The sequence below is a fragment of the Trinickia acidisoli genome (assembly GCF_017315725.1).
In the GTDB taxonomy this organism is placed as follows: Bacteria; Pseudomonadota; Gammaproteobacteria; order Burkholderiales; family Burkholderiaceae; genus Trinickia; species Trinickia acidisoli.
The window spans coordinates 106,889-131,550 of record NZ_JAFLRG010000002.1 but is presented as its reverse complement, the minus strand read 5'-3'; the positions used below and the strand labels follow the sequence as shown (position 1 = coordinate 131,550).

Genomic DNA, 24,662 nt, shown 5'->3' with positions numbered 1-24,662 from the left:
TCAGACTCCTTTGCCGTTGGAATCACGCCGCCCCGCCCAGACTCCTTTGCCATTGGACAAGGCTGGCTGTGGCAGACTCGAAATAGTTTGGTATGCTTATCTGATCGCCATTTCCGAACGAAAGCACGAGACCGTTGGACATCGTTCGCGCGATCTGGGTGCCAGCCTCGGTAATGCCCACCCCAAGCTGCAGGATGTCCTGGTTGATGCCCGCCGTCTTGGTTGTGCTCTCGTGAAGCGTGACCGCGCCGTCACCCTGGTCGAAAATAAATGTGTCAACACCAACTCCAGCATACAAGGTCCCGTCCCTGCCCGTTGTTATTGTGTCGTCCAGATTGCCGGCATAGATGGTGTCGCTGGTCGCCCCGACAATCGTGTTGTTTACGCCCGCGAGCCCCTCCAGAGTATTACCGCCGCTGCTGGGGTCTACAAAGACAAGGCGCGCGGCAACCGCCGCAAAATTCCATGTGGTACCGTCCGCGAAAGCAATCGTAGGGCGTGCACTGGAAAGGGAAAAATAGCTGGGAATGGTGACCTGATCCCCATTGCCGAATGACAGGATCAGGCTGTTGGTGAGCGTTCGGGTGATCTGGGTGCCAGCCTCGGTGATGCCCACCCCAAGCTGCAGCACGTCCTGGTTGCTGCCAGCAGTCTTCGCGGTATAGTCATTAAGCGTTACCGCTCCATCACCCTGGCTGATAATAAAAGTATCAAGACCAGCGCCGGCATACAACACATCGTTTCGTCCGGCCGTAATCTCATCCGTCAGATTTCCCGCCCAGATCGTGTCATTGGTGGCCCCAACAACGATGCTGTCGGCGCCCTGCAGTCCGTACAATGTATTGCCACCGCTGGTCGTATCGGTAAGCACCGCCTGGTTCGCGATATCTGCAAAACTCCACGTGGTCCCGTCCGCGAACGTAACACCAAGCTGTTGGGCGACGGAGCCGGTGTAGGCGTTGCCTAAAAAATAGTAGGGCACCGTTACCTGGTCGCCGTTCCCAAACGACAGCACCAGGTTGCCACTCATGGTGCGCACGACCTGGGTGCCCGACTCCGTGATGCCAGGACCCAGCTGCAGGACGTCGCTACTCACGCCCGCGGTCTTGGAGAAGCTTTCTGTTAGCGTAACAGCCCCATCACCACGGCTGAAAATGAACGTATCCGTGCCCGGACCGGCAAACAGCGTATCGTTCTGCCCGATGGTCACGACGTCCGCCGTACCATACGCATTGATGGTGTCGCCGGCCCCGCCAGTAATCGAATCGGTCAGGTTGCCCGAATCGATTGTGTCGTTCGGTGCACCCACAATTGTATTGTTACTAAGTTTTTCGAAAGTATTGTCATACACATGAGACAATACGTGCATGAAATCGAAACGCACATCGGACGGCCGGAAACTGGACCACGCGACGTTGCAGGCGATGCGCCAGCAAGCGGTGAAGGCCATACGCGAAGGGCAGGACGTGGCCAGTGTGGCGGCGGCCTACGGGGTGAACGAACGCAGCGTGTATCGTTGGCTGGCCGATTTCGCCAACGGCGGTCAAAACGCGTTGCTGGCCAAGCCGATACCGGGGCGGCCGTCCAAGGTCAATGCCGAAGAGATGCGCTGGCTGGCACAAGCGGTGCGAGACAATACTCCACTGCAGTTCAAGTTCGAATTCGGGCTGTGGACGCTGTCGCTGATTGCCGCGCTCATTGAGCGGCAGTTCGGCAAAAAGCTGGCGCTTTCCGGGGTGAGCCGCATCATGAAGCTGTTGGGCTTCACGGTGCAAAAGCCCCTGTATCAGGCGTGGCAACAGGACGCGACGCTCGTTCGGCAGTGGGAGTTCGAAACCTACCCGGCGATTCGAGCCGAGGCACGAGCCGTTGGCGCGAGCATCTACTTTGCCGATGAGTCGGGCATTCGCTCGGATTACCACACGGGCACGACATGGGCGCCGCAGGGCTGCACGCCGGTGGTGGAAGCGACAGGCAGGCGTTTCTCGCTGAACATGATTTCGGCGGTCAGTGCTCAGGGCGAGTTCCGCTTCATGGTGCATGAGGGAGCCGTCACCGCTGTCGTCTTCCCAGAGTTTCTCACTCGCCTGATGCTCGGCGCACGCGAGCCGGTGTTCCTCGTAGTCGACGGCCATCCGATTCACAAGGCCAAGCTGGTCCAGGATTTCGTGAAGGCGCAGGAAGGACGACTGAAGCTGTTCTTTCTGCCGCCTTACTCGCCGCACCTGAACCCTGACGAGCAAGTTTGGGCGCACGTGAAGCGCAGCGTCTCCAAACGTCTCGTGCAGTCCAAAGACGAAATGAAGCGATTGGCTATCGGTGCTCTGCGCCGCATCCAGAAGTTGCCCGCGCTGGTGAAGTCCTTCTTTCGCCAGCCCGAATGTCAATATGCCTCTATGTGACATTTCTTTCGGAAATCTTAGTAACATACGTAACCCACGAATTGAAGAATACCCCGATATCTTTTCCGGTTTGAATAATCTCTATTCCAGACATGAATAAAATCCTTTTTTGGAGCAGTGTTAGAGACTTCTGGCGAGGCGGAATCCGTAGTGACTGTCACGGGTATTCTCCGGCATTCCCGCCCTCATTGCAGAGCGGACACTAGCAGGAACTCCTGCCCAGCTTGTCCCTCTCAAGGCTCTGTATTTACAGGCATTCGGACTCAAGGACAAATTGACCGGTCCGTAATATCCAAGGCGGCTGCAATCCTGAACCCATTGCGACGTATTACCGAGCATGTCATACAGGCCCCATGGGTTCGGTTTGAACGAACCAACCGGAGCGGTATAGACATACCCGTCAGTGCAGGACGCATGGTCTATTGCCGAATCAAGAAATCTTGCCGATTCATCTCGCGCGTTTTCGTATTGGCACTGCTCCTGAGGATCGTTACCCCAGTAAGCGGCGGTTACCGTGCCGGCTCTCGCCGCATATTCCCATTCGGTCTCGGTTGGTAACCTGTAGGCTGTTTCCGCGGCCTCTTTCAACTTCGAATTGAGCCACGCAATATACTTCTGCGCGTCATCCCACGACACGCAAGTTACCGGATCATCCTCGGTCTGCTTGAACCCAGGATTCTGCCAGTTCGCGTTCGCGTCATTAACCCAAGTCTTTCCGTTGAAAATCTCGCAGCCCTTGCCTTGGAATCCGGTCTCTTTTGCGAACCAAGCAAACTGCCCTCGGGTTACAGCAAATTTCGCCATGGCGAACGAAGCCACGTGCTCTTCATGACGCGGCACTTCGTCTCCGTACATAACCTTATATTTACTTTTCACGCTCCGAAATTCTTCTTCGGTCGCCCCCATCATGTACTTGCCAGCAGGGAGCACAATTATTTCCGAACAAGTATCGCAGTCCTGAAATTTCTCAAACGGCTTGAGGACACCTTGGCTGCCTGATACCACCGCGGCAGAGATCGGCATCGTTAGAGCCAGAAGCATCGCTGCCACAATCATCCTGGCGACCCAAGGCATCGGCAATACCAATACCCATCGCGTGAATGCGATAGAAACCCGATCGAAGCCCCAATCGTTGAAGTTCATCAAACATCTCCAGAAATGGGAGGCTGCATAACCAGCGCAGTCCTAAATCCCGGCTCAACGTCATCCTTTCCATCGCCCTGCACAATTGTGAAGTCATCCCGGATCGCCGCCACCCGACGCGTTAGCCGCGGGTGAGTACGCGTGATTTCGGTGAAAAAGCCGAAGATGGCCGGCACCCTCTGCTCCTGGGCCACAAAGGCGTCGCAGTTCATTGAGGTATTCAGACGCCGGCAGCCACAGCCAAGCATCTGCAATGCATTGCGCGAAGCATGGATGTCTTTTGACAGGTACGTACCAATGCTGTCACAGGTATATTCGCGCGAGCGGGAATAGGCCTTGCCGAGAAACGGGACGAGATGAGCCGGCAGCTTGAGTGCGTTGAGCCAGGGATTCAGATGTCCCGCTGCGTGATGTCCTAGTTCGTGACCGATCAGGAAGCGCACCTGTGCATCGCTATTGGCGTCGATAAGAGCAGAAGTCAGGAACACATAGCCCCCCAAGCAGGCGCCGCGCGAAGGCATTGAATATGCCGTTCGAGTTGTAGATGAATGTATCCGGTGGCACCGTAAGGCCGAGCTCCCTGGATCCCTGGACAACCATCGCATACAGATCAGGAAGCTGCTGCGGTCCGAGCAGGATCATGTTGCCAAACGCCGAGGCACGATATGCCGCACCCGCTGTCCATCGGAAGATGGCTAACGCGATTCCGTATTTGACTAAGAGGCGAACGACGGGACCGACCTTGGGATCCGCCCAGTGTGATTGCGCCCAACTGCCTATGACGCCCCACAGGCATACACCTGCCACGATCATGATCCATTGGTAGGTTTTCTCCCGGTTGCTCCTGAATGCCGCAGCTGTTTTTGACACTATTCGCCCCTATTCCGAGTGTCGGCGCGCGTTTCGCCGAGCGAGGCGGCCCTTGGCGAATTCTTTGTATTTTCCATAGCTCCATTCCGGTAAGAGAATGACCATCCAGAAAGCTCGGGGCAATTCACTCTGCATATCGGCGGCCACATTGAATCTTCTTTACTTATTCCCACAGGTCAGCGCCGAAGGCCTGTTTACTTGTGCAGCGTGATAAAAACTTATTTAGGACTCCAACTCAAGCACGCACAGCGCGGAACGCAACGCCCGATCACCAAATGACCCGCGACGATAGCAAACACGTAAAAACCTAGAGCAATGATGTTGACGGAACACAACGAAGCACCATTTCGCTTCGTTACTCTTGAATGAAAATTCAGGTGCCGCGAGATACTAAGTTTTTAGAAAGTAGCCTCACTCGCTAGCGTATTGACACTCGGGCTGACGGAAGAACGATTTGACGAGGTCGGGCAGTTTTTGAATGCGTCGCAACGCACCGAGGGCGAGCGACTTCATGTCGTCCAGGCTTTGCACAAGCTGCCGGCTGACTCGCCGTTTGACGTGTGCCCACACTTGTTCATCGGGGTTCAACTGCGGCGCGTAGGGCGGCAGGTAGAACAACGTGAGCTGCCCATCGAGCGATGCGACGTAGTCTTTGACGAGCTTGGATTTATGGATCGGATGACCATCGACGATCAAGAAGATTGGCTTGCTTGCACCGACCATCAGACGAGCGAGAAATTCCTTGAAGGTCGTCGCCCTCACCGATCCCTCGTGAATCATGAAGCGAAATTCGCCACCAGGACTGACCGCCGAGATCATGTTGAACGAGAAGCGTCGCCCAGTTACCTCGACGACGGGCGTTTGGCCGACCGGAGCCCAGGTCGTGCCGGTATGGTAGTCGGAGCGAATGCCCGCTTCATCGGCAAAATAGATCACCGCGCCTTGCGCGCGGGCTTGCGCCTTGATCGCCGGATACGTCTTGGTTTCCCACTCGTGCACGAGTTGGGTGTCTTGCTGCCAAGCTTGATACAGCGGCTTTTGGACGGAAAAGCCAAGCAGCTTCATGACACGGCTGACCGAGGCCAACGCCAAAGATTTGCCGAACTGGCGCTTGATCAGTTCGCTGATCAACGACAGTGTCCACAGACCGAATTCGAACTTGAACTGTTGGGGAGAGTTGTCGCGAACCGCCTGGGCAATCCAACGCATTTCGTCGGCACTGATCTTCGGTGGCCGCCCCGGAATCGGCTTGGCCAAAAGTGCATTCTGTCCGCCTTCGGCGAACTGGGCGAGCCAGTTAAAAACCGTGCGAGTGCTCACACCGAACGCAGCCGCTATCGATGCCACCGTTGTGCCTTCGTGCGCCGCCTTAACCGCTTGTTGGCGCATGACCTGGAGCGTGTGGTGATCCAGCTTGCGGCCGTCTGATGAACGTTTGCATTTCATCCAGCCATTGTCTCACGGATGTGAAATTACTTTCTAAAAACTTAGTAACAGCACGACGGCATATACCGATTACTTACGGATTTTAAATTTCATTGCTGACAGCCACGGCGATTGCATTTGACTTTCCGATGATCAACGGATAGAGAGGCGACGGTTGTAAATTGCTTGCCGATTTCGTTTACTCGGGCCTTCCCTTGCTGGAGAGCCTGATGACAACACGAACACTGGTGCATTGGCTGGAAGACGTGGAGGATCCGCGTGACGGCCCCGGGCTTAAACACGACCTGACTGAACTGCTGGTGGTGGCCGTGTGCGCGATCATCGCGGGCGCGCAAAGCTTCACAGACATGGCGATGTTTGCACAACTGCGTCTGCCGTGGCTGCGCCGCTATCTGCTGCTCGAGAACGGGGCGCCTTCGCACGACACCTTTGGCCGGGTGTTCCGGCTACTGGATGCGAAGCGTTTCGAGCGGGCCTTTCGGGGCTGGATTGGCAGCGTAGTGGGAGCGGCGCAGCTTGAGCATATCGCCATTGACGGCAAGTGTGTGCGTGGCTCGCGCGACGGCGAGCGCACCCCGGTTCATCTGGTGAGCGCCTATGCCACGCGCCTTGGGGTCATGCTGTGCCAGGAACGCGTGGCTGATAAAAGCAACGAGATCGACGCGATCCCCGCGGTGCTCGACGCGCTGGCGCTCAAGGGTTGCATCGTCAGCATTGATGCGATGGGCTGTCAGCGGGAAATTGCCCGTGCGATCCGCGAGCGTGGGGGCGACTACGTGCTCGCCGTCAAGGGCAACCAGGAAAAGCTCTTCAACGCTCTCTCGGGCTTCTTCGGCGCCACTGAGCGCGGGCGCATTGAGCGGCTGATGCCCGAGTGCTACGTTCGGACCATCGAAAAGGACCATGGCCGCATCGAAGAGCGCCGCTACTGGCTCACCCAGGACGTGCTGAAAAGGGTGGACACGAATGCATGGCCCGACTGCCACCAGATCGGTATGGTTGAGGCCATTTGCCATACTGGCAAGGGCGAACCCAGCATGCAGCGCCGTTACTTCATCACCTCCGCACAGTGTGACGTGAAGGACTTCGCCCGCGCGGCGCGTGACCACTGGCGCATCGAGAACAGCTTGCACTGGAGCCTGGACGTCACCTTTCTCGAAGACGCCTGCCGCGTGAGAAAGGACCACGCCGCACACAATTACGCGACCCTGCGACGCTTCGCCCTGAACCTGATCAAGCTCGACATCAGCCTACCGAAGACCAGCGTTCGCAGTCGCGTGAAGCGGGCAGAGTGGGATGAAGACTATCGCACGCACATCCTGCAGATCAAACCACTGATCAGCGCTTGAATTCAACGTCGCAACATTGATCGCATTGGTCCATGCTCAAATGCAATCGCCGTGACGTCGTACCGCCATCGAACGTAACGGACACGAACGTATCGATCTGTCCGCTGACATCTGTCAATGTCGGAGCCGTGCCGCCCGGCCATCTGACGTTCGGAGGCCAGACGATCCCTGTGCTAGGTCGTTGATGAGAAAGTTTTCCAGACTTTGCGGCCACAACGTGAAGACGATTGCCCCGGAGATTCTCTCCGGAATTTATGCCGCCAATCTCGCTCTTGTATCGCTCCATAGACGGGGTTTGCGCGCAGCGATCTCATCAGCAAGTCGCCGTGATATTGTTCTCTCCAATGTGCGCCGCTGGCCTTGCGCCCCCTACATCGCCCAAACAAACACGCAAGATCTCGATCACGACAACGACAACTTCAAAGCAAAGACCAGACAATGAGCGATCCTCTCCCAGCCAATCAAAATACGATCTCCGCCTTGAGCCGGGAAGCCAAACGACTAGAGGAAGACGCGACCTATTCCAGCAAAGGCCACTTTAACGCCGAAGATAGCTGGATGCTACGCAATTACTGGCTTGGCGTGCCGGCCACAATACTCGCGGCGTTAGCCGGTGCGACCCTGTTCAAGAGCTATCCTGAGCTTGCCAGCCTTAGCGCCCTTGCGGCGTCGCTTTTGACAGGGCTTATGACATTTCTTAAGCCCAACGAGCGCGCTGCCATGCATCGGGCTGCTGCCGGACAATTTCTGTCGCTTCGAAACCAGGCCCGCTTCTTTAGAGAGATTGAACTACTCCAGACGGATGGTCTGGACGAATTGCGCGACAGACTGAAAGCACTGTCGACCATGCGCAATGAATTGAACGACAAGAGTCCGAGCATCCCCCGATGGGCGTTTGTCGCTGCACGTAAGGGCATCGAAGAGGGCGAGGCGACTCACAAGGTGGACAAGGAGGACTGATGCATGTCGGTACTGAGCTTTCTCACGGACACGGCCAGCAACGCTGTGCTTTCGCCGATCGAACAGTTGTCGATTACCACTTCAATCAACACTCTCCAAACGCGCCTGGGCTTGCATTTCACAAACGGTGTGCTCAAGCAGCACTTTCGTTTTGGATCGTCAACACGAGGGACTATCCTGCCACGCTCAATGGACGAGCAGTCCGACATCGACTACATGATCGTCTTCAGCGACAACAACGCGACGCCCCAGACATACCTGAATCGCCTGAAGGCCTTTGCAGAAAAGCGCTATGGCACGTCGGCAATCTACCAATCCAGCCCGACCATCGTTTTGGAACTGAATCACATCAAGTTTGATCTGGTACCGGCGACAATGACTTGGCTCGGTGACCTTGCAATTCCCAATGGCTCGGGCGGATGGAGAGCCACCAATCCAAGCGCATTCAATTCCACGCTTGAGGCAAAGAACAAGGCGAGCAATTCGTTGATCAAACCGACGATCCGGCTATTCAAGTACTGGAATGCGGCAAGTGGGTCTCCGTTCATCTCCTTCGAAATGGAACAATGGGTGTGCGGGCTCACGTTCTGGTGGCTAACAAACCAGAAAGAATACTTCTTTACTGTGATTGATAATCTCGCCACGAACTGGTCATATCCGCAATGGACCAACAACGAGATCACCCGTGCCAAGACGATTGTCGCCAATGTCAAGCGGTATGAAAGAGACAGCATGCCGGCGACAGCAGAACGTGAAATCAGGCGACTGTTTCGTCTATGAGACAACCTGCGTAATCGCTGTTTCCTAACGAGGAATCTGCCCATGACTACGTTGGCCACGCGCGTCCGCAAGGCGCTTATCGCTATCGATCTTCAAACCGAAGTGGTCGCTGCCACGCCGGATGAAGTGCCGCGCGCTTAGCCCATCCCATGCGTCTCTACTATCTGACAGCCTGCGAATGGGCTGAGAAAACTCTCCGAGAGCAACGGTTCAAGCTATCGACTTTCGATGAAGCCAACGACCCGTTCGAGCTGCTGGCGGTGTCAATAAAGAACCGCCACGCCCGGCAAATTTATAAGGACCTGATCTATAAGCACTGGAACAACCACCTCGCTATGCTCTGCACGAGCACGAGCTGGCACAGTCCCGTCATGTGGGCCCACTACGGCGATAAACATCGAGGCGTCTGCATTGGATTCGATACCGCCGAGCATGTACAGGTTTGTCCGGTTTCCTATCGTACCGACCGCCTACCTGGTTTGCTTGACTCGCTTGGGCAAAGACAGCTCCCAACCGAAGAACAGATTATGACGGTGCTAACGACGAAGTTCAAAGACTGGCAATACGAGCGAGAGTGCCGGATCTTTGCCGAAGGCAGCGAGCGGGACGCAGACGGCAAAGCATATCTTGCGTTTCAACCTGGATTGATTCCGCGCGAGATTATCCTTGGCGTCAGATGCGAGGCGTCGCTGCGCGATTTCGCCGATCTGGTGATCGACCCGATCAATTCGGTCGAGATTTTCAAAGCGCGGGCCGCTTTTGACTCGTTTAAAATTGTGCGGCAAAAGCAGGTCAAGCCGATCGTTGTAAAGCCTGAAAAGCAGTTGCGGCACGGATAACCAACAAATCAGAACGAGCCTTGGACCAGCCCACCATCATAGACGACATTCTACGAATTGTTACGGCATCAAAGATGAGCAAGCTCGACAAGCTCTGCCGGCGCACGGTCATCACGGAGGAAGCGTTTGACGAGTTCATTCGGGTTTGCGACGCCCAGGTATTGCCTTGGCTCCATGTCATGTCGTGGCGTGACTTCCTTCCGGAGAAGTTGCAATTCACATCCGAAGACAGTTCCAACATGCCTAACCTCAAACTCGGTCCTCCTAAGAGGGAGCAGGCCAAGGCGATGAGAAAATGGTATCAGTTGCTCGGTGACCGTCGATACCTTGTTGGGCACTTGTTTTACAGCCCCATTCACCCTAACTGGCAGTTCTTCTATTTCGACAACCGTGATCTAAACCCACACGACAATCATTTCAAGCATGGCGCGCATGTCCACCTGATAAATCACTTATGGCCTGGGCACACCTACGAGTCAATCTGGCAGACGTTCAACGATGGTAATCCTGAAATGAAAGGCGCGTTGCACATTCGCTATCATCGAGAACACCCGGGACCACCGGACATTTGAATGCTGACCACAGCTGACCACTAACGTGTTGCCGGCGGAAAACGGTGCTCAACGGTCAGGGCAGGTTTTCCGCCGGGGACGAACAACCGGTGCGCCGAAGCCTTATGATTTTGCAAACGTCAGTGACAGGTGATCTATGCTCGCAAGGTCGGCGCTATAGAGATCGAAGCTTGTGCCATCCGGCTTCTCGATGGTCACCCTTTCAGGGTAAGCACCAACGAAGAATGCAAGCACCTCCTCCTTTGCGGCGATCGCCTTCTCCAGCTCGACCATTTCGGCAAGGAACGCCTTCCTACTCCGGGACGCGTCGATGCGCTCCTGAGGTACGTAGACCCGAATGCGATACGGCTTCTTGTCAATCCAGACTGGCTCGGCAAAGCGCAAACCGACGCCCTTGTCCTTGTATACTTTCAACGAGTCGACCGGTCCGTAGTAGATCAGCCCCGTCTCGTCACCGAAAAACTGCGCCTTCTTGAAGAACCGCGTGAATGCCTTCGTCTTGTTACCGATCGTGAACTCGCGGCGCTTGCTGTCATCGTCGCCGGAAAGAAAGCAGTCGACGACCTCATCGAGGTAACGAGTTTTCGTGCTCGTCTGTCGCCCGCCACCGCCGCCACCGCCAGTCCCGCTTCCGCCCGTTGTCACTCCGTCAGTACCTTCGCCGCCATCGTCGCTTGTGCCGCCACCGGTCCTGTTACGCTTCGGCGGATTCAAAACGAATTCGGTTGGAAAGTTGGTGGGCTTATAGTCGTCCTCGCCATCGGGCGGCCGGCGAACCGTCGTACCGGCGCGACCGGGTTGAACCAAATCACAATCTGGATTGTGTTCGTCCCTCGTGCGAAAGTGCAGCGCACGTTTCGACTTGCGCGTCATGTAGATCCCGACCGGAGTCAGGCGAACCCGACAGTCCTTGTCTTCACACCGAAATGTAAGTTCGCGTCCGTAGTACTCACTGCCCTCGTCCGTGTACAGTTCCCGGGCGCGATACGGAGTCAGCGCCTCCCCAGATTCATCGCACCAGGCACGGCCAAATTTCATTGCCATTCTTTTTCTTCTCCACACCGTTTGCCTGCTTATGCGGAATTCAAACTCGAGGTCGACCGCAGGCCAGGTCAGCCAATCTGTCATAGACCGATTGATCCGGAAGATAGTTGCTTAAATGTACGCGGTCATTAATTCACGCCTCTCAGAGTGGTAGCGTCGAACTCCGAGGTGTGGCAGCGGCGACTCAGCGCAGGTCGGCGGGCATCTTCCAGGGCAACAACGCGTCATAGTCCTCGACGGTCGTGGCAAGTGGAAGTTTTTGGAAGAGCCAGTGGAGGTAGTAGTACGGATCGATGCGGTTAGCGCGGCACGTTTCCACGAGCGAATACAGGTTTGCGCTCGCGTTCGCACCGGCGACAGTGTCGGCGAACATCCAGCCGCTCACATTATAGAAGGGCTTCTATAAACGAAACTATCCACAGGTCTTGGTTATGGAAGGTCATGGCGACGTGGCTTCAAACGTCCCGCTTTTTCAGGGCCCATCTCTTCCGGGAGCCGTCGTTACCTTCCATAATTTGCGGTACTTTCCTCATGCTGTTCTGTGTTTTTTCGAGGAGAGCTACCATGCCCAAATACACACGCATCAGACCCGGCCATCTGCTCTGCGAGCATTGGTTCGAAGGCGCTGCGTTGCGAACGCATGCAGACGCTTACGTTCAATACCTGATCGATCGTGGTTATGCCCGGGAGACAGTGGAATGCTACTTCAGGTGTGTCGCCCACTTCATTCATTGGATGACGCAGCGCGACATCAATCTTTGCGATGTTAGCAAGCCGACGATCGTCCAGTTTCTCGAGCGGCACCTGCCGCATTGCCAATGCGCGTCTCGCTGTCGGCACACAAGCGCCGATGTTCGCGCCGGTTTGAAGCACTTCTTCGCGATGCTCGACGGCGCGCAACCGGAGCATTTGACTCTCAACGTGTTGACGCCTATCGGCACAGAGCTCGCAGAATTCAAGCGCCATCTGGCAGAGGTTCGCGGTCTGTCCGACAGCACATGCACAGTTCGAGTACGGCAGGCCCACGAGTTTCTTGTCGATCGTTTCGGTGCGGGGCCCGTACAGATTTCGAGGTTGACCCCGGGCGATATTGTACGTTTTGTTATGCGCCGAACGAACGGACTTGCTCCAGCGACGATCAAGGGTATCGGTATCTCGCTACGGAGCTACTTGTTATTCAAGAGCAGCCGGGGAACGCCAACCGAAACGCTCATCGCAGCGCTGCCGAGGGTTGCGCAATGGCGTCTCTCCGGATTGCCCGAGGTCCTCTCGTCTGTCGAAGTCAGGCAACTGCTCAAGGCGTTCGATCGTAGCAGTGCTACCGGCATGCGCGATTACGCCATGACGCGCTGTCTTCTAGATCTTGGCTTGCGGCGCGCGGAAGTGGCACGTCTGAGTCTCGATGATATCGACTGGCGAGATGGAACATTGACGATACACGGCAAGGGCAAACGGATCGACATCGTCCCGCTTCCAAGACTGACCGGCAACGCGATCTCCGAGTACCTGCAGCGTGGGCGTCCAAACACTGCACGGCGCGAGGTATTTGTTCGCCATCGACCACCGCTTGATGCCGCAGCCAATCTGGATATTGTCCGTAACGCAGTTCGTTATGCCGCTGCGCGTTGCGGTTTGCAGCAACGTGTGCGCGGCACCCATATTTTCCGGCACACCATGGCTTGCCGGATGGTGCAAGGCGGCGTTCCATTCAAGGAGATCGGCGATCTGTTGCGCCATCGTTCTCTCGATACCACGACGATTTATGCGAAGGTCAACCTTCCAGCCCTTCGTCGCGTGGCGCTTCCATGGCCAGGGAAGCGATCATGAGCGCGCACACATCTTTTTCCAACTGGATCGACGCTTACCTCAACGTCCGTCGTCGAGCCGGATTTGATCTCCGGATCGTGGGCAATCAACTCAGGGAATTCGCGCGCTTTGCCGAACGGATCGGCCACAACGGTGGGCTGACGATACAACTCGCCGCTCAGTGGGCCGGCAACTCCGGCACCGGACGGCGGTCAACGGCGGCCCGCAGAATCGAGGTGCTTCGCCCCTTTGCCGCGTACTGCCGGCAATTCGATCCGGCAACAGAGATCCCGCCGCGATATCTGTTCGGGCGTGCCCATCATCGACTGGCACCGCATATTTTCACCGATGATGAAGTCGTGGATCTGCTGGCAGCCTGCGACGGTCTCTATCCACCCGGTGGTCTGCGCAGTGCGAGCTGCAGGACGATTTTCGGACTGATCGCTGCGACCGGACTGCGTATCTCGGAAGCGACGGGTTAACCCGTTCGGATGTAGATTTCGAGAAGCGGCTTCTGCATATCCGGAGTGCTAAGTTTGGCAAATCACGGTGGGTGCCGATACACCCTACGACTGCATCAGCGATGCGACGATATGCCTGCAAACGCGACCGCGATTCTTCAACTGCCAACACGAATGCTTTCTTTGTGTTCGACTACGGTCGACCAGCTTCAACAAGAAGCGTCGAGTACGCGTTCAAGATCCTGCGCACCGCATTGAAGTGGCGCGCTCGCGGCGACCATCCCGCACCGCGGATACATGATCTGCGACATTCGTTCGTCTGCCATCGATTGCAGGATTGGTACGCGCAAGGGGTGGACGTCGATCGCAACATTCTTGCGCTGTCGACTTACCTCGGGCATGCCAAAGTCACCGACACGTACTGGTACGAAACAGCCTCGCCCGAGCTCCTGGCAATCGCAGCCCAACGCTTTGTGCGCCATCGCGGAGGTTCATCATGAACATATCAGCAGCGCAGTCCTTTCCAGTCCTGTTGCAGAAATTCTTCACGGAACGTTTGCTTCAGCAACGACACGCAAGCCCATGCACTGTGGCGGCCTACCGTGACAGTTTCCGACTGCTGCTGGCTTTCGCGCATCAACGCTTACACAAGCGGCCCAGCGATATCACCGTCGAGGAACTGAATGCGCCATTCATCCTCGAGTTCCTTAAATACCTCGAACAGGACCGACACAATTCAATTCGTAGCCGGAATGCCAGGTTCGCCGCCATTCGATCGTTCATGGAGTACGTTTCGTTCGCAGAGCCGTCGGCCCTGTCCTTGGCACAATCCGTACTTGCGATTCCCATGAAGCGATTCGAGCAACCGCTCGTCGGATTTCTGTCTCGCGAGCACATTGAGGCTATCCTTGCCGCTCCCGATGTTAGCACCTGGACGGGGCAACGCGACCACGTCATGCTGGCTATGCTTTACAACACCGGAGCCCGCGTTTCTGAGCTGATCGGTATGCGTGTGTCCGACCTCATGCTTGGGCCCACTACATGGGTGCTCATTCACGGCAAAGGTCGCAAGGAGCGTTCTGTCCCGCTATGGCCCGACACCGCGAGAGAACTCAAGCGTTGGCTTCGGCAATATCCCCGAACATCCGAGGAGCCGTTATTTCCCGGGCGGGCCGGCGCTTCGCTTACGCGCATCGGCTTCACCGAGCGGCTTAAGCTTGCAGTTCAGGGCGCCTCGCGACAGTTTCCCGAACTTGCGCGGCACCGCGTCTTTCCACACCTGTTTCGACATTCCGTCGCGATGCATATGCTGCAATCTGGCGTTGATATTACGGTCATCGCGTTGTGGCTCGGTCACGAGAGCCCTGTCACTACGCATCGCTATGTCGAAGCCGATCTGCAAATGAAGGACCGGGCACTGAAGGCACTCCAATCACCGTCGAGCAAGCCACTTCGATATCGACCCAAGGATGATCTTCTTCGCTTTCTGCAAGCGCTGTAGTTATGGATAGTTCGCTATCGGTCACGTCGCCGAGAACACATTCGGCATTGATGCCGTCTCCCCGCAAATGCGAGGGCGCGACATCATTGCCACCCATGCAGCATGCCTAATTCATCCAAGCCTTCCATAACTAAGACCTGTGGATAGCGGCGGCCCAGGCAGAATGGCCTGATGGCGTTCTCACAAGGATTGTTCGAGACCGGCCAGTCGCCGTTCTCAATGTAGCGGACCAGCTTCGGCCATTGGCCTTGTATATAGTTCAACGCCTTGCCGAGCAGGCTGCCGGGTACAACGCCGGGCAGGTGCTGCAGCATCAGCCGGTGAATGACGTCGAGCACGCGCGCACTGTATCGTCGTCGCAGCCGTTGCCGTCGTTGGGCTTCCCACGTTTCGCTGCGCGCCTCGGCGGCAAACAGTTTGCCGATCAATTTGATGAAACGCGTAGCCAGCAGATCGGGCGTACGCGCTGCCTTCGGGACGTTGTCTTCCGCCTTTACAAAGCCCCTCCTTGCGTGCGTCCAGCATGCGAGATGGACGAGCCGATGATGACGCTGCGCGATGCCGTCGTATGCGGCGTAGCCGTCGGTCATCAGCACTGCGCCTTCGCGAATGCCGTCGAACAGCTTGTCTGCCAGCTTGCTGCCGCGACCGGGCGTATAGGTGAACACGCGCCCGGGTGTGTCCGAGTCCGTCATCTGCGCCCAGAGATAACTCTTGGTCTGAGGCTGGCGGCCTTCTTCCTTCAGGACCTGGAATGTCGTTTCGTCGCAGTAGATCAGGTCCGCATCGAGCAGCGCATCACGCATCAGGTTGATCACCGGCTGCGTCGCGAGGCCCACGCGCACCATACTTGCTGCCAACGTGTTCGACGAGATGTCGCCGCCGAAGCGCCGCAGCAGGCCAGCTTGCCGGTACAGCGGCATGCCGAACTGATACTTTCCGGTGGCGATCCACGCGAGTGCCGATTCGCTGAGCAGCCCTCGCGGGATGATGCGCACGGGCGCCGGCGTAACCTTGATGCCCAGGTCGCAGCACGGGCATGCGTACTTGACGCGCTGATGCTGGGTGACCCGAATCTGCTCCGGAATCACGTTCAGTTGCTCGCTGATCTCCACGCCGATCTCGACCAGCGCATGGCCATCGTTGGCGCAGAACCGTTCGGCCTCAGGCAATTCGTGACGGTGGATGTCGCGCGGCAGGGCGGGATCGAGCGGCTTGCGGCCGCGTTTGTTGCGCGTGTGCGCGGCAACCTTCGTTCCGGGCGTGTCTTCCTGTGCGGGTGTCGCGTTTGCGCCGAGCACTTCGGCTTCGTTGAACAAGCCGAGCTGGTCGGAATCGCGCGCTTCGCTCTTCGCGCCGAACAGCTCGCGCCGGAACGCGCGCAGCCGTTCTTCGGCGAGGTCACGTTCGGCCGTCACCAGGCGCAGTGTGCTTTGCAATTCGTCACGCTCACGCTGAAGCGCGTCGTGCTGCTCGCGCATTGCGAGCAGCGCCTTCAGTTCGTCGGCATCGATGGTGACGTTGATCGGCATGCTGCTTTGACCGACATGCCGGCCGTGTGTTCAGCTCACGCGCAGATAGTTGCGCCTGGGATGGCGCTGGATTGCCGCGATGTCGGCACCGTCGATGAGCCAGTGGAGCAGCTCGACGCTCAAGGCTACCACCGCCGTGTCGCTGTCGGGCCACACGAAACGGTCGCTGGCCTCAAGCCGCTTGAGCAGCAGCCAGAAGCCGTTGCGCTCCCAGCCCAGGATCTTGATGCGATCGCGCCGCCGGTTGCCGAACACGAACAGCGCGGGCGCCATCGGACTCAGGTGCATCGCCTGCTCGACCAGGATCGACAGGCTGTTGATCCCGCAGCGGAAGTCCACCGGATCGCGATGGAGGTAGACCTTCAGTTCGTCGTCGAACCGGAACACGGCAGCCTCCCGAACATCTGGACCAGCGTGCCAAGTTCGTCGATGCCGGCCTGGCCCAGGTTGAACTCGACGCCGTTGGGCAGGCGTACGCGCAGCGCAAACGCGATCGGGGCAGGCGTAACAGATGGAGTCGCAGCAGCGGCCACAACCGGTACGAATGCCGGCGCAGGCGCCTCGCTGTGCATAGTGGCCGGCACGCCGTCATGCACCTGCACACCATCGCTCGGGTCAACGACGACGGCGCCGTCCTGTGCGGCCCGTGCGCAGCGGCTACTCTCACGCTCGAGCAGGTACTTCGTGATCCACTTGCGCAGCAAGTTGGCGTTGACCCCGTGCTCCTGCGCCAGGCGTGCCACGGACATACCCGGACGAAGTGCCGCCTCGACCAGCGCGCGCTTGCCCTTCTCGTCGTAGCGCCGCCGCCCATCTCGGCTACGCGAAACAACCTGCAACTCTGAGTCATGCTCTGTCATAGGTGTCCACCTCCGTTTGGTGGACACATGCTGGCCTCTCAGAGCGTCAATGGGTAGACGTCGTTAATCGATCGCATACGTTGGTTCGCGTTCACGCCCGCCTTCAACGCCAGCCCGGCAATTGACGCGCCCGGCTGCAGACAGGCTTCAATCAGCTTGCGCTTACCCTCGGCGTCAAACTTGCGCTTGCCCGCCGCGCTCACGCCGGTCACCCGCAGCGGAAGGAAATCAACTTCGTTCTGTATCATCGCTTGCGTCCGCAAGTTGTCGTTGCGGACGCAAGCCTGCGCTCGTTCAGCTTCCAATTCTAGGTGCGCTTAAATTCGCGCTTACGGGAAGCAAGCCTGAAAGTTGTCTGTCCTTAGAGGACTCGACGGAGATGAGGCCTTCCCCAGCAGATTCCATCAGGGCCAGCGGAACAAATCCGCACAACAGGCCGGATATAAGTCTGCAGCCTCATCCTGTCCGTCACACATCGAATATCACCTGGCAAACCGGGAGGCGTCCATATAAGCGACAACTATGACCTCTTGAACAGCGACAATTACCCCCGCTGACCGGACAAGATAATTGTCGTTCGGCTGGACTTCACAGTTGACGCTTTACAGCACGTACGGATCCGTGCGGGGGGCGATGGGTAACCATCGTCCCTACCGCGACCGATCACCCTATCAACCGTATCGACGAACTGCTACCCTGGAACGTAGCAAGTAAGCTGCCGGGCAAGCCTTGCTCGCCTGCCTCCACGGGCTGATTGCCAGCGGGCGAACCCGAGCGCCCGATACCCAATCATGCCTCACGTGCGCGCCGCATTGCGAACGGTCTTCGCGAGGTGCTTACTCAGGGACGGTAAGACGAAGCACTTCACGCTCCGGGAAGCGCAGCAGGCGTCCCGAAATGCTCACCCGGTTTGAGAGGTGACGAAGCCATGATCGTCACACACCCGTTGCAGGCCCTGTGCCATTAAAGCTATTTGCCTCTGCAAAGTAGAGCCCCCCCTGTGGAGTTCGCAACCCGACACCATGGATCCGTAGGCAAAAAGAACGGGTAGCTTGGCTTTGTTCGGTAGGGTATGGGACCCGTTGGTTGGAGTTGTGTAGAAAGATGAAATCGACCTCTCCGCTCCATGAGCTTTCAGTGCCTTACAAAGCCAGACTGAAATCCGGCGAACCGCGCAAACGCCCGAAACCGACGTATCGGGTCACCAACGCGCGCGCCTACAACCAGAGTCTGAAGCGGCGCGGCCAGCTCAGTCCGTCACGGCACTTAAAACCGGCTTCTACACTAAAGGGCATACGTCACCTCTTGTCGCTCATAAAACAGGGATACTTGTACACGTATGCTCCGCAAAACAGTGTCGTCGTCAGCCTGCATAACCAAAGTCCCGCTATACGTTCGCGGAACTTAAGCTAATCGCACTACAGAGCTTACTTCCAGGTCCACGTCGCGCCGGCACCCGCGCCCACCGTGCCCCCTGTGGTCATGCTCGCGGAAGCTCGGAACACCATTCGCCCGCTTTCCGAGATATGGCTGATTCCGATAGCAAGCGCCGACTGGCCTATGTAGGTACCACCACCAACCGATATGCCGCTCTGGCCAGGCTCATACGGCGGAGGCATATTGGCCATCGCGATGGCCGCTGCTGCGCCGGCATAAGCATTCTTCTGATATGTCTGAACACTGTTAGCCAACCCGTTGAGCTGGTTGACATTAACGGCATCCGTACCATTGACCCCCGGTGCAACATTGGTAATGCGACGCTCCGAGCCGGGCGCACCGACCGATACCGTGTTGGCTTCCGACGCGACGGAATTCGCGCCCAGCGCGACCGAGTTCGTAGCCGTGGCCGTGGCCGCTGCACCCAGGGCAACCGCGTTGTTACCCGAAGCAAGCGAATTCGAACCGATTGCCGTCGTCGGGTCGGCAAGCGCTTGCGCTTGGTAACCAATGGCCACCGAGCCATCGTTGGTCGCCACGGAGCGGAAGCCCACCGCCGTCGTGTTGGCGCTGTTCGCATGGGCGTTACTACCAATCGCTGTCGCGCCATTGGTCGCCGCGGTCGCGCAAAGCCCTGCGCCCGTCGCATCGGCACCGTTTGCTTCATTACACGTTGCCGCATTCACCGTCGACAGCACGCTGTTGTTTTGCGTCGCACCGGCCGTTTGCACCATGCCGTTAGTGCCCCCCCCTATCGTGACCCCACCCAACGCCGTCGCGTTACTGGCCGATGCCGCTGACGCCGCCTGAATCAGTGGCGACAACGAGGTGGAGACCGATGCCACACCTGTGGACAGTGACGCGATGCCCGTCGAAACGGATGTGCTCAAAGCAGTGACGGTGTTGTTCGTCGTGCTCAACCCTGTCGACAGCGACGTTACTCCGCTTTCCGCCGTACTGATGCCCGTCGAGAACGTGCCGACCGTTGTTGACAGAGAGTTCACCGAACTCGTTGTCGAGCTGATGCTCGTCGAGAATGTGCCCACGGTCGTCGACAGAGAACTCACCGCGCTTGTCGCTGAGCTGATGCTGGTCGAGAATGTGCCGACCGTCGTCGACAAAGAGCTCACTGAACTGAGCGCCGAGCTAACGCCCGTCGAAGCCGACGTGCTCAGGTTCGTCACGTTGCTGTTCGTCGTCGACAGCCCTGTCGACAGCGAACCCACATCCGTCGACTCTTGTGTCGACAGGCTCGTCACGTTGCTGTTGGTTGTGCTCAACCCCGTCGACAGTGACGTCACGCCGCTTTGCGCTGTGCTGATCCCCGTCGAGGCCGACGTGCTCAGGCTTGTCACATTACTGTTCGTCGTGGACAGGCCTGTCGACAGCGATGTCACGCCACTCTGGGCCGTGCTGATCCCTGTCGAAGCCGACGTGCTCAGGCTCGTCACATTGCTATTGGTCGTGCTCAGGCCTGTCGACAATGATGTCACGCCGCTCTGGGCCGTGCTAATGCCTGTCGAGGCCGATGTGCTCAAGCTCGTCACGCTGCTGTTCGTCGTCGACAGCCCTGTCGACAGCGAACCCACATCCGTCGACTCTTGTGTCGACAGCGACGTCACACCACTCTGCGCCGTGCTGATCCCCGTCGAGGCCGACGTGCTCAGGCTCGTCACATTACTGTTCGTCGTGGACAGGCCTGTCGACAACGATGTCACGCCACTCTGGGCCGTGCTGATCCCTGTCGAAGCCGACGTGCTCAAGCTCGTTACGTTGCTGTTCGTCGTGGACAGCCCTGTCGACAGCGATGTCACGCCACTTTGCGCCGTGCTGATCCCCGTCGAAGTCGATGTGCTCAGGCTCGCCACATTGCTATTGGTCGTCGACAGGCCTGTCGACAGCGATGTCACGCCGCTCTGGGCCGTGCTAATGCCTGTCGAGGCCGATGTGCTCAAGCTCGTCACGCTGCTGTTCGTCGTCGACAGCCCTGTCGACAGCGAACCCACATCCGTCGACTCTTGTGTCGACAGGCTCGTCACGTTGCTGTTGGTTGTGCTCAACCCCGTCGACAGTGACGTCACGCCACTTTGTACCGTGCTGATCCCTGTCGAAGCCGATGTGCTCAGGCTCGTCACGCTGCTGTTCGTCGTCGACAGCCCTGTCGACAGCGATGTCACGCCGCTCTGCGCTGTGCTGATCCCCGTCGAGGCTGACGTGCTCAGGCTCGTCACATTGCTATTGGTCGTCGACAACCCTGTCGACAACGATGTCACGCCGCTCTGGGCCGTGCTAATGCCTGTCGAGGCCGACGTGCTCAGGCTCGTCACATTGCTATTGGTCGTCGACAACCCTGTCGACAACGATGTCACGCCGCTCTGGGCCGTGCTAATGCCTGTCGAGGCCGATGTGCTCAAGCTCGTCACGCTGCTGTTCGTCGTCGACAGCCCTGTCGACAGCGATGTCACGCCGCTCTGCGCTGTGCTGATCCCGTCGAGGCTGACGTACTCAGGCTCGTCACGTTGCTATTCGTCGTCGACAAGCCCGTCGACAACGAGCCCACATCTGTCGACTCTTGTGTCGACAGTGACGTCACGCCGCTTTGCGCTGTGCTGATCCCCGTCGAGGCCGACGTGCTCAGGCTTGTCACATTACTGTTCGTCGTGGACAGGCCTGTCGACAACGATGTCACGCCACTTTGTGCCGTGCTGATCCCCGTCGAAGCCGACGTGCTCAGGCTCGTCACGTTGCTATTCGTCGTCGACAAGCCCGTCGACAACGAGCCCACATCCGTCGATTCTTGTGTCGACAGTGACGTCACGCCGCTTTGCGCCGTACTGATCCCCGTCGAAGCCGACGTGCTCAGGCTCGTCACATTGCTATTGGTCGTCGACAACCCTGTCGACAACGATGTCACGCCGCTCTGGGCCGTGCTAATGCCTGTCGAGGCCGATGTGCTCAAGCTCGTCACGCTGCTGTTCGTCGTCGACAGCCCTGTCGACAGCGAACCCACATCCGTCGACTCTTGTGTCGACAGCGACGTCACACCACTCTGCGCCGTGCTGATCCCCGTCGAGGCCGACGTGCTCAGGCTCGTCACATTACTGTTCGTCGTGGACAGGCCTGTCGACAACGATGTCACGCCACTCTGGGCCGTGCTGATCCCTGTCGAAGCCGACGTGCTCAAGCTCGTTACGTTGCTGTTCGTCGTGGACAGCCCTGTCGACAGCGATGTCACGCCACTTTGCGCCGTGCTGATCCCCGTCGAAGTCGATGTGCTCAGGCTCGTCACATTGCTATTGGTCGTGGACAACCCTGTCGACAACGATGTCACGCCGCTCTGGGCCGTGCTGATCCCCGTCGAGGCCGATGTGCTCAAGCTTGTCACGCTGCTGTTCGTCGTCGACAGCCCTGTCGACAGCGAACCCACATCCGTCGACTCTTGTGTCGACAGGCTCGTCACGTTGCTGTTGGTTGTGCTCAACCCCGTCGACAGTGACGTCACGCCACTTTGTACCGTGCTGATCCCTGTCGAAGCCGATGTGCTCAGGCTTGTCACATTACTGTTCGTCGTGGACAGGCCTGTCGACAACGAGCCCACATCTGTCGACTCTTGTGTCGACAGTGACGTCACGCCGCTTTGCGCTGTGCTGATCCCCGTCGAGGCCGACGTGCTCAGGCTTGTCACATTACTGTTCGTCGTGGACAGGCCTGTCGACAGCGATGTCACGCCACTCTGGGCCGTGCTGATCCCTGTCGAAGCCGACGTGCTCAGGCTCGTCACATTGCTATTGGTCGTCGACAACCCTGTCGACAACGATGTCACGCCACTTTGTGCCGTGCTGATCCCTGTCGAAGCCGATGTGCTCAGGCTCGTCACGCTGCTGTTCGTCGTCGACAGCCCTGTCGACAGCGATGTCACGCCGCTCTGCGCTGTGCTGATCCCCGTCGAGGCTGACGTGCTCAGGCTCGTCACATTGCTATTGTCGTCGACAACCCTGTCGACAACGATGTCACGCCGCTCTGGGCCGTGCTAATGCCTGTCGAGGCCGACGTGCTCAGGCTCGTCACATTGCTATTGGTCGTCGACAACCCTGTCGACAACGATGTCACGCCGCTCTGGGCCGTGCTAATGCCTGTCGAGGCCGATGTGCTCAAGCTCGTCACGCTGCTGTTCGTCGTCGACAGCCCTGTCGACAGCGATGTCACGCCGCTCTGCGCTGTGCTGATCCCCGTCGAGGCTGACGTACTCAGGCTCGTCACGTTGCTATTCGTCGTCGACAAGCCCGTCGACAACGAGCCCACATCTGTCGACTCTTGTGTCGACAGTGACGTCACGCCGCTTTGCGCTGTGCTGATCCCCGTCGAGGCCGACGTGCTCAGGCTTGTCACATTACTGTTCGTCGTGGACAGGCCTGTCGACAACGATGTCACGCCACTTTGTGCCGTGCTGATCCCCGTCGAAGCCGACGTGCTCAGGCTCGTCACGTTGCTATTCGTCGTCGACAAGCCCGTCGACAACGAGCCCACATCCGTCGATTCTTGTGTCGACAGTGACGTCACGCCGCTTTGCGCCGTACTGATCCCCGTCGAAGCCGACGTGCTCAGGCTCGTCACATTGCTATTGGTCGTCGACAACCCTGTCGACAACGATGTCACGCCACTTTGTGCCGTGCTGATCCCCGTCGAAGCCGACGTGCTCAGGCTCGTCACGTTGCTATTCGTCGTCGACAAGCCCGTCGACAACGAGCCCACATCCGTCGATTCTTGTGTCGACAACGACGTCACACCACTCTGCGCCGTGCTGATCCCCGTCGAGGCCGACGTGCTCAGGCTTGTCACATTACTGTTCGTCGTGGACAGGCCTGTCGACAACGATGTCACGCCACTCTGGGCCGTGCTGATCCCTGTCGAAGCCGACGTGCTCAGGCTCGTCACGCTGCTGTTCGTCGTCGACAACCCTGTCGACAACGATGTCACGCCACTTTGTGCCGTGCTGATCCCTGTCGAAGCCGATGTGCTCAGGCTCGTCACGCTGCTGTTCGTCGTCGACAGCCCTGTCGACAGCGATGTCACGCCGCTCTGCGCTGTGCTGATCCCCGTCGAGGCTGACGTGCTCAGGCTCGTCACATTGCTATTGGTCGTCGACAACCCTGTCGACAACGATGTCACGCCGCTCTGGGCCGTGCTAATGCCTGTCGAGGCCGATGTGCTCAAGCTCGTCACGCTGCTATTCGTCGTCGACAAGCCCGTCGACAACGAGCCCACATCCGTCGATTCTTGTGTCGACAACGACGTCACGCCACTCTGCGCCGTACTGATCCCCGTCGAAGTCGATGTGCTCAGGCTCGTCACATTGCTGTTCGTCGTCGACAGCCCTGTCGACAGCGATGTCACGCCGCTCTGCGCTGTGCTGATCCCTGTCGAAGCCGACGTGCTCAGGCTCGTCACATTGCTATTGGTCGTCGACAACCCTGTCGACAACGATGTCACGCCACTTTGTGCCGTGCTGATCCCCGTCGAAGCCGACGTGCTCAGGCTCGTCACGTTGCTATTCGTCGTCGACAAGCCCGTCGACAACGAGCCCACATCCGTCGATTCTTGTGTCGACAACGACGTCACACCACTCTGCGCCGTGCTGATCCCCGTCGAAGTCGATGTGC

The 24,662-nt window shown here is 58.0% G+C and carries 18 protein-coding genes and 5 pseudogenes; 11 read left to right on the top strand and 12 right to left on the bottom strand.

Annotation, left to right across the window (positions count from 1 at the left end; genetic code table 11):
- Nucleotides 1-22 precede the first annotated feature (22 nt).
- Entirely contained in the window at nt 23-1,450 is a 1,428-nt protein-coding gene (locus J3485_RS19195; protein ID WP_242538848.1) for a calcium-binding protein, read from the bottom strand.
- Between J3485_RS19195 and J3485_RS19190 the strand changes: the two genes are divergently transcribed.
- Nucleotides 1,368-2,402, top strand: a complete 1,035-nt coding sequence (locus J3485_RS19190) for an IS630 family transposase (protein WP_206955957.1) — start codon at nt 1,368-1,370, stop codon at nt 2,400-2,402. The genes J3485_RS19195 and J3485_RS19190 overlap by 83 nt on opposite strands.
- 120 nt (nt 2,403-2,522) lie before the next feature.
- On the opposite strand, the gene J3485_RS19185 is transcribed toward J3485_RS19190, so the two are convergent.
- The 3 genes from J3485_RS19185 to J3485_RS19175 form a co-directional block, all read right to left on the bottom strand.
- Nucleotides 2,523-3,545 carry a formylglycine-generating enzyme family protein gene (locus J3485_RS19185; protein ID WP_206955956.1) on the bottom strand — a complete coding sequence of 341 codons (1,023 nt, stop codon included), beginning with the start codon at nt 3,543-3,545 and terminating at the stop codon, nt 2,523-2,525.
- The gene (locus tag J3485_RS28990) at nt 3,545-4,066 is read right to left on the bottom strand and encodes a M48 family metallopeptidase (RefSeq protein WP_242538847.1); all 522 of its coding nucleotides are present in this window, start codon (nt 4,064-4,066) and stop codon (nt 3,545-3,547) included. The genes J3485_RS19185 and J3485_RS28990 overlap by 1 nt, the downstream gene beginning before the upstream one ends.
- 760 nt (nt 4,067-4,826) lie before the next feature.
- Entirely contained in the window at nt 4,827-5,861 is a 1,035-nt protein-coding gene (locus tag J3485_RS19175; RefSeq protein ID WP_206952580.1) for an IS630 family transposase, read from the bottom strand.
- Nucleotides 5,862-6,070: 209 nt separating this feature from the next.
- Between J3485_RS19175 and J3485_RS19170 the strand changes: the two genes are divergently transcribed.
- From J3485_RS19170 to J3485_RS19145, 6 genes are all read left to right on the top strand, one after another.
- Nucleotides 6,071-7,210: an ISAs1 family transposase gene (locus J3485_RS19170; RefSeq protein WP_242538846.1), complete on the top strand. Its 1,140-nt coding sequence runs from the start codon at nt 6,071-6,073 to the stop codon at nt 7,208-7,210.
- 217 nt (nt 7,211-7,427) lie between these two features.
- Nucleotides 7,428-7,652: a hypothetical protein gene (locus J3485_RS19165; RefSeq protein WP_206955955.1), complete on the top strand. Its 225-nt coding sequence runs from the start codon at nt 7,428-7,430 to the stop codon at nt 7,650-7,652.
- Complete coding sequence (locus tag J3485_RS19160) at nt 7,649-8,170, top strand: SLATT domain-containing protein (protein ID WP_206955954.1); 522 nt, start codon at nt 7,649-7,651, stop codon at nt 8,168-8,170. Before J3485_RS19165 ends, J3485_RS19160 begins: the two co-directional genes overlap by 4 nt.
- Nucleotides 8,171-8,173: 3 nt before the next feature.
- The gene (locus J3485_RS19155) at nt 8,174-8,950 is read left to right on the top strand and encodes an SMODS domain-containing nucleotidyltransferase (protein ID WP_206955953.1); all 777 of its coding nucleotides are present in this window, start codon (nt 8,174-8,176) and stop codon (nt 8,948-8,950) included.
- Between the two features lie 149 nt (nt 8,951-9,099).
- Entirely contained in the window at nt 9,100-9,789 is a 690-nt protein-coding gene (locus tag J3485_RS19150) for a DUF2971 domain-containing protein (RefSeq protein ID WP_206955952.1), read from the top strand.
- Between the two features lie 74 nt (nt 9,790-9,863).
- Nucleotides 9,864-10,361, top strand: a complete 498-nt coding sequence (locus J3485_RS19145) for a hypothetical protein (protein WP_206955951.1) — start codon at nt 9,864-9,866, stop codon at nt 10,359-10,361.
- Nucleotides 10,362-10,463: 102 nt separating this feature from the next.
- Here J3485_RS19145 and J3485_RS19140 read toward each other — a convergent pair whose 3' ends face one another.
- Both J3485_RS19140 and J3485_RS19135 read right to left on the bottom strand, forming a co-directional pair.
- Nucleotides 10,464-11,489, bottom strand: coding sequence for a hypothetical protein (locus tag J3485_RS19140; protein ID WP_206955950.1), 1,026 nt, complete (start codon nt 11,487-11,489; stop codon nt 10,464-10,466).
- A gap of 100 nt (nt 11,490-11,589) precedes the next feature.
- Nucleotides 11,590-11,784: pseudogene (locus J3485_RS19135) on the bottom strand (transposase domain-containing protein); the annotation flags it as partial.
- 185 nt (nt 11,785-11,969) lie between these two features.
- Between J3485_RS19135 and J3485_RS19130 the strand changes: the two are divergent.
- Genes J3485_RS19130 through J3485_RS19120 form a run of 4 tightly spaced genes read left to right on the top strand, consistent with a single transcriptional unit; the run spans nt 11,970 to nt 15,173 of the window.
- On the top strand, nt 11,970-13,232 hold the full coding sequence (locus J3485_RS19130; RefSeq protein WP_206951286.1) for a site-specific integrase: 1,263 nt from the start codon (nt 11,970-11,972) through the stop codon (nt 13,230-13,232).
- Nucleotides 13,229-13,693, top strand: a complete 465-nt coding sequence (locus J3485_RS29445) for a site-specific integrase (protein ID WP_309477055.1) — start codon at nt 13,229-13,231, stop codon at nt 13,691-13,693. Before J3485_RS19130 ends, J3485_RS29445 begins: the two co-directional genes overlap by 4 nt.
- Nucleotides 13,588-14,172: a tyrosine-type recombinase/integrase gene (locus tag J3485_RS29440; RefSeq protein ID WP_309477095.1), complete on the top strand. Its 585-nt coding sequence runs from the start codon at nt 13,588-13,590 to the stop codon at nt 14,170-14,172. Before J3485_RS29445 ends, J3485_RS29440 begins: the two co-directional genes overlap by 106 nt.
- Nucleotides 14,169-15,173, top strand: coding sequence for a tyrosine-type recombinase/integrase (locus J3485_RS19120; RefSeq protein WP_206951284.1), 1,005 nt, complete (start codon nt 14,169-14,171; stop codon nt 15,171-15,173). The genes J3485_RS29440 and J3485_RS19120 overlap by 4 nt, the downstream gene beginning before the upstream one ends.
- Before the next feature lie 146 nt (nt 15,174-15,319).
- On the opposite strand, the pseudogene tnpC reads toward J3485_RS19120, so the two are convergent.
- The 6 genes and pseudogenes from tnpC to J3485_RS28980 form a co-directional block, all read right to left on the bottom strand.
- Nucleotides 15,320-16,705, bottom strand: a pseudogene (gene tnpC / locus J3485_RS19115) (IS66 family transposase); the annotation flags it as partial.
- Between the two features lie 30 nt (nt 16,706-16,735).
- Entirely contained in the window at nt 16,736-17,092 is a 357-nt protein-coding gene (gene tnpB, locus J3485_RS19110; protein WP_057034127.1) for an IS66 family insertion sequence element accessory protein TnpB, read from the bottom strand.
- On the bottom strand, nt 17,068-17,565 hold the full coding sequence (locus tag J3485_RS19105; RefSeq protein ID WP_206955949.1) for a transposase: 498 nt from the start codon (nt 17,563-17,565) through the stop codon (nt 17,068-17,070). The genes tnpB and J3485_RS19105 overlap by 25 nt, the downstream gene beginning before the upstream one ends.
- An 80-nt stretch (nt 17,566-17,645) precedes the next feature.
- Nucleotides 17,646-17,813: pseudogene (locus tag J3485_RS19100) on the bottom strand (transposase); the annotation flags it as partial.
- A 1,179-nt stretch (nt 17,814-18,992) separates the two neighbouring features.
- Nucleotides 18,993-19,265, bottom strand: a pseudogene (locus J3485_RS29655) (YadA C-terminal domain-containing protein); the annotation flags it as partial.
- Between the two features lie 15 nt (nt 19,266-19,280).
- Nucleotides 19,281-23,878, bottom strand: a pseudogene (locus tag J3485_RS28980) (beta strand repeat-containing protein); the annotation flags it as partial.
- Nucleotides 23,879-24,662: the final 784 nt, after the last annotated feature.